The organism is Streptomyces sp. SID14478 (assembly GCF_010548525.1).
Taxonomy (GTDB): domain Bacteria; phylum Actinomycetota; class Actinomycetes; order Streptomycetales; family Streptomycetaceae; genus Streptomyces.
In genome coordinates this window covers 1-4,280 of record NZ_JAAGMG010001204.1, presented here as the reverse complement: position 1 = coordinate 4,280, position 4,280 = coordinate 1, and the positions used below count along the sequence as shown (strand labels likewise).

Below are 4,280 nucleotides of genomic sequence, written 5' to 3'. Positions count from 1 at the left end.
GGCGCCTGCTCCAGCGCGTCGCGGAACGGGCGGCCGTCGACCCGGCCGGGCACTGACGAATCGACAGGGCCACCGGTCCCGGCCGGGGCGCAGCTCAGTAGCGCCCGGCCGTGCCCAGGTACTGCTCCGCGAAGGCGGCCGCGGCGCTCGGGGACGTGAACAGGCGCCGCATCCGGGCGAGGGCGGTGCCCGCGCGGAACGGGTCCCCCGTCGCCGCCCCGTGGTAGACCTCCGAGAGCCACTGCGAGAACTCCTGGTAGTCCCACACGCGGCGCAGACTCGCCTGCGAGTAGCCCGCCAGCCCGGCCTCGGCCCCGGGGAGCCCGGCACAGTGCGCGGCGAGCGCGTCGCCGAGCAGGAACGCGTCGTGCAGGGCGAGGTTCATGCCCTTGGCCGCGATCGGCGCGACCAGGTGGGCGGCGTCCCCGGCGAGGAACAGCCGCCCGTGGCGCATCGGTTCGACGACGTAGTCGTGCATGTCCAGGACCCGCTTCTCGATCAGCGTTCCCTCGGCGAGCGGGGCGGCGTCGGTGGCCGCGAGGCGCCGGTGCAGTTGCTCCCAGACCCTGTCGTCCGGCCAGTTCGCCGGGTCGTCGCCGGGCGGGCACTGGAGGTAGTAGCGGGTGACCTGCGGGCTGCGGGGCATCTGTCCCGCGAAGCCGTCGGGGTGCATGCCGAAGAGCACGCAGTCCGAGGACGGCGGCGCCTCGGCCAGCAGGGCGAGCCAGCCGAGGCCGTAGTCGTGCCGCGCGACCCGCACCCGGTCGGCGGACAGTGCGGCACGGCTCACGCCGCGCGCCCCGTCGCATCCGGCGAGGAACGCGCAGTGCAGCACCCGCCGTTGACCGGTGTCGGGGCAGAGGTAGGAGACGGCGGGGTGGTCCGAGTGCACGTCGTGCAGGCGTACGTCGCCGACGGCGAAGCGGATGTCGCCGCCGCGTACATCGGCGTACTCACGCACCAGGTCGCTCACCAGCAGCGGCTGCGGGTAGACGAAGTGGTGATCACCCGTCAGCTCCGTGTACGGGAACCGGTGCCGCTCCCCTTCGAAGCGGAACTCGCAGGCGGTGTGCCGTTCCGCGCGGGCGAGAAGACCTGCCGCCAGGCCCCGCCGCTCCAGGCCGCGCACCGCCCACTCCTCCAGGACGCCGGCCCGCGGCCGCTGTTCGATGAACGCGCGGGTCTCGCATTCCAGGACCACGCAGTCGATGCCCGCGGCCCGCAGGATGTTCCCGACGGTGAGCCCGGCCGGCCCGGCGCCCACGATCACGACCGGAACCCGTTGCGGAGACGGGGAGTTGAGGTGCGAGGAGGTCGTCACCGGGCCAGTATGGCGGTCGGCCGGGTACGGCGGACCTGGTGGGTGTCACGGCACGAGCGGCCGCCTCGTCCGCCTGCGCGCCGGTCGCCCGCCGGAGGACGGCCTCGCCGCTCGCGCCCTCTCCCGCGCGCGTCATGCGTGCAGCCAGACGCGCAGCGGGCCGATCGGCGCGAAGCCCTGGTGGAGCGCCGCCGTCAGGGCATCGCCCTGCTCGTAGCCGACGAGGGGGCGGCCGGGGAACAGCGCGTGCACCGTGTCCAGTACCCCGGGCCAGGCCGACGTCAGGTCACCGTCCGCCGCGAACACGTTGGAGACGCCGACCACGCCGACCACGCCGTCCCTGTCCCCGCTCTCGTGCACGCTCGCCACGGCTCCGGCCACGACGCGCCCCTCGCTATCCGTCCCGGCGAGCACGCACACCCCTGGTTCCGTGAGGAGTCCGGGCCAAAAGAGGTCCGCCTCGTCGTCCTGCCCGTCGGACCACGCCCACGCCCACGCGCGCAGTGCGGCCGGCTCCCGCACCACGTCCCATTTCTCGTCGGGCCCGCGCGCGGGCGCTCCGGCGGGGCGGTGGATCCACCGGGCCTCGAAGAGCACCGTGAAACCGTGGTCCGCGAGCGCCAGATCGGCGAAGCTGTCCTTCACCGTGGCGCCCGGCATCGTCGTGTCGATCCGGGGCACCAGCGCCGAGGCCCGCGTGCCCGGGGCGAGCGTCACCGCGTCGGGATAGCGCAGCGGCGTACGGCGCGGCGCCGTCCACGCATCGGACCCGAACTCCCCCTGCACGCCGTGCACGCGGCACATCGCGGCGCACCAGTGGGCGTTGTCCCGCGCGGCAGCGCGGATCAGGCTCTCCTGCCCCAACGTCGTCGTCATGGTGGTCGATCATGGCGCGGGGCGACCGGCGAAGGCGAGCGGTTTCCCGTCCGTTCACGGTGCGTCGCCGTGCCAGGTGAACCGGCGTCCGTCCGGGTCCGCCGGGCCGTACAGTGCGCGGCCGCCCGGCCCGAACGCGCCCAGCTCGGTGGGCAGCGCCACGGCCGTGGCCGCGGACCGGCCGGTGACGTCCAGGAGCAGCCCGTCCAGCGGGCCGCCCACCAGCTGTGCGTAGGAACGCCCGGGACGCGGCCCCGCGTCCTCGTGGTCGGCGCCGTACACCCTTCCCTGCATGAACTCGTGCTCGTCCATGGCCCCACCCTCGCAGCCACCACTGACAATCGGCCGCTCGCCGGTCGCTTACTGTGAGAGCCTCATCGAAGCGGAGGAACCCTGGTGACAGTGGCTGGGCGGGCGAACGCGCCCCGAGGCTCGCTGCGCGAGCGCGCCTACGAGACCCTGCGCCGGCGCATCCTCGAGGTCCAGCTCCAGCCCGGCGAGCGGCTCGTGGAGCGGGACCTCGCCGCCGAGCTCGACGTCTCCCGCATCCCGCTGCGTGAGGCGCTGCGCCGCCTCGAAGCGGACGGGCTCGTGCTGATCGTGCCGCACCGCGGTGCGTTGGTGGCGCCGTTCACCCCGGCCGACGTCCGCGATCTGTTCGACGTACGCGAGTCACTGGAGTCCCTTGCCGCACGGCTGACCGCCGAGCGGTGCGATGCCGACGGGCTCGCCCGGCTCGCGGCCCGGCTCGACGCCGCACGTGCCGCGACGCGCGCGAAGGACCGTGCCGCGATCGCCGCCGCGAACGCGGGCTTTCACACCGACATCGTGGAGCTTGCCGACAATCCGCTGCTCACGAGCATGATGCGGCCGCTGGAGACGCGGACGCACTGGCTGTTCCGACTGACCGCGCAGCGTGACCCGGCGCGGCAGTGCGCGGAGCACGAGGTGCTGTACGAGGCGATCGCGGCCGGCGACGCGGACCGGGCGGCGGCCCTGGCGCACACCCATGTCGCCGACGGCCGCACCGAGTCCCTGGCCCTGGCCGCCCGCTGGGCGCACCCCGAGATCGATCCGCAGGCGGTCGCGGCCCGCAGGCGCCGACGCGGGGCCTGACGCACGTCTTTGCGGCGTTTCCCGGCGGCATCACGGGCGGCGACGTCTAGGTTGACCCGGTGTCCCATATCTTCCGCTTCAAGCCGCTTTCAGCGCTCTCGGTTTCCCTGCTCTCGGCAGGGCTGCTCCTGTCCGCCGCTCCCGCACCGGCCCACGGCGCCGACGGACCCCCGCCCCGGTTCACGTACCAGGTCGGTGGCGTCACGACCGCCCGGCTCGGCCGTACGTGGCATCGCGGCTGCCCGGTGGCGCCGGCCCGGTTGCGCCTCGTCCGGCTCGACCACTGGGGGTTCGACGGACGGGTGCACCGCGGCGAGATCGTCGTGCAGTCACGTGTCGTCGACGACGTGGTGTACGTCTTCGGCAAGGCGTTCGCCGCGCGGTTCCCGATCCGCAAGATGCGCACGCTCGCGGCGTACGACGGCTCCGACACGGCCGCGATGGCGGACGACAACACCTCCGCCTTCAACTGCCGTGGCGTGACCGGGAACGCGGGTGTCACCTCGCAGCACTCGTACGGTGACGCCGTCGACATCAACACGCTCGAGAACCCGTACGTCGACGTGCACGGCCGGGTCCATCCCGCGGCCGGGGCCCGCTACCTCGACCGCCGACGGCGGGCGCCGGGCATGCTCCGTGCCGGGGACGCCGTGACCACGGCGATGCGGCACGTCGGCTGGGCGTGGGGAGCGCGCTGGGCACACCCCGACTACCAGCACTTCTCCGCGAACGGACGCTGAGGAGGACGCTCAGGGCCGGTCGACGGTCTCCGCACCCTCCAGCGGCGCCCGCTCCAGGAACGCCACCGCCTCGGGCACCCGTGCGCGCAGCCGCACCAGGCCCGATGCGGTGAGGGTGCGGCAGGCGGTGTCGCGTTCGGCCAGGACCTGCCGCGCGAAGCGGCCCGGGAAGTCGGCGGGGGTGAGGGCCGCGCCGGGCCCCGCCGACCAGGTGCGCAGCGGGGCGA

The 4,280-nt window shown here is 74.3% G+C and carries 6 protein-coding genes; 2 read left to right on the top strand and 4 right to left on the bottom strand.

Going from position 1 to position 4,280, the window contains the following annotated elements:
• Positions 1-94: 94 nt before the first annotated feature.
• The 3 genes from G3I40_RS38540 to G3I40_RS38530 form a co-directional block, all read right to left on the bottom strand.
• Complete coding sequence (locus G3I40_RS38540; RefSeq protein ID WP_164559471.1) at positions 95-1,321, bottom strand: 4-hydroxybenzoate 3-monooxygenase; 1,227 nt, start codon at positions 1,319-1,321, stop codon at positions 95-97.
• A 132-nt stretch (positions 1,322-1,453) separates the two neighbouring features.
• On the bottom strand, positions 1,454-2,197 hold the full coding sequence (locus G3I40_RS38535) for a hypothetical protein (RefSeq protein ID WP_164559470.1): 744 nt from the start codon (positions 2,195-2,197) through the stop codon (positions 1,454-1,456).
• Between the two features lie 54 nt (positions 2,198-2,251).
• A complete protein-coding gene (locus G3I40_RS38530; RefSeq protein ID WP_164559469.1) occupies positions 2,252-2,509 on the bottom strand; it encodes a hypothetical protein in 258 nt (85 codons plus the stop codon).
• Positions 2,510-2,593: 84 nt separating this feature from the next.
• Here G3I40_RS38530 and G3I40_RS38525 point away from each other — a divergent pair, with 84 nt between their 5' ends.
• Together G3I40_RS38525 and G3I40_RS38520 are read left to right on the top strand one after the other, a co-directional pair.
• Positions 2,594-3,313 carry a GntR family transcriptional regulator gene (locus G3I40_RS38525; protein ID WP_164559468.1) on the top strand — a complete coding sequence of 240 codons (720 nt, stop codon included), beginning with the start codon at positions 2,594-2,596 and terminating at the stop codon, positions 3,311-3,313.
• 59 nt (positions 3,314-3,372) lie between these two features.
• Positions 3,373-4,053: a M15 family metallopeptidase gene (locus tag G3I40_RS38520; RefSeq protein WP_343245155.1), complete on the top strand. Its 681-nt coding sequence runs from the start codon at positions 3,373-3,375 to the stop codon at positions 4,051-4,053.
• Between the two features lie 9 nt (positions 4,054-4,062).
• Here G3I40_RS38520 and G3I40_RS38515 read toward each other — a convergent pair.
• A partial coding sequence (locus tag G3I40_RS38515; RefSeq protein WP_164559467.1) for a hypothetical protein occupies positions 4,063-4,280 on the bottom strand: 218 nt, incomplete at its 5' end.

What these genes read in the sequence shown, in the direction of transcription:
- G3I40_RS38530 (WP_164559469.1), bottom strand. Translation starts at nt 2,509, where the DNA reads ATGGACGAGCACGAGTTCATGCAGGGAAGGGTGTACGGCGCCGACCAC.
- G3I40_RS38535 (WP_164559470.1), bottom strand. Translation starts at nt 2,197, where the DNA reads ATGACGACGACGTTGGGGCAGGAGAGCCTGATCCGCGCTGCCGCGCGG.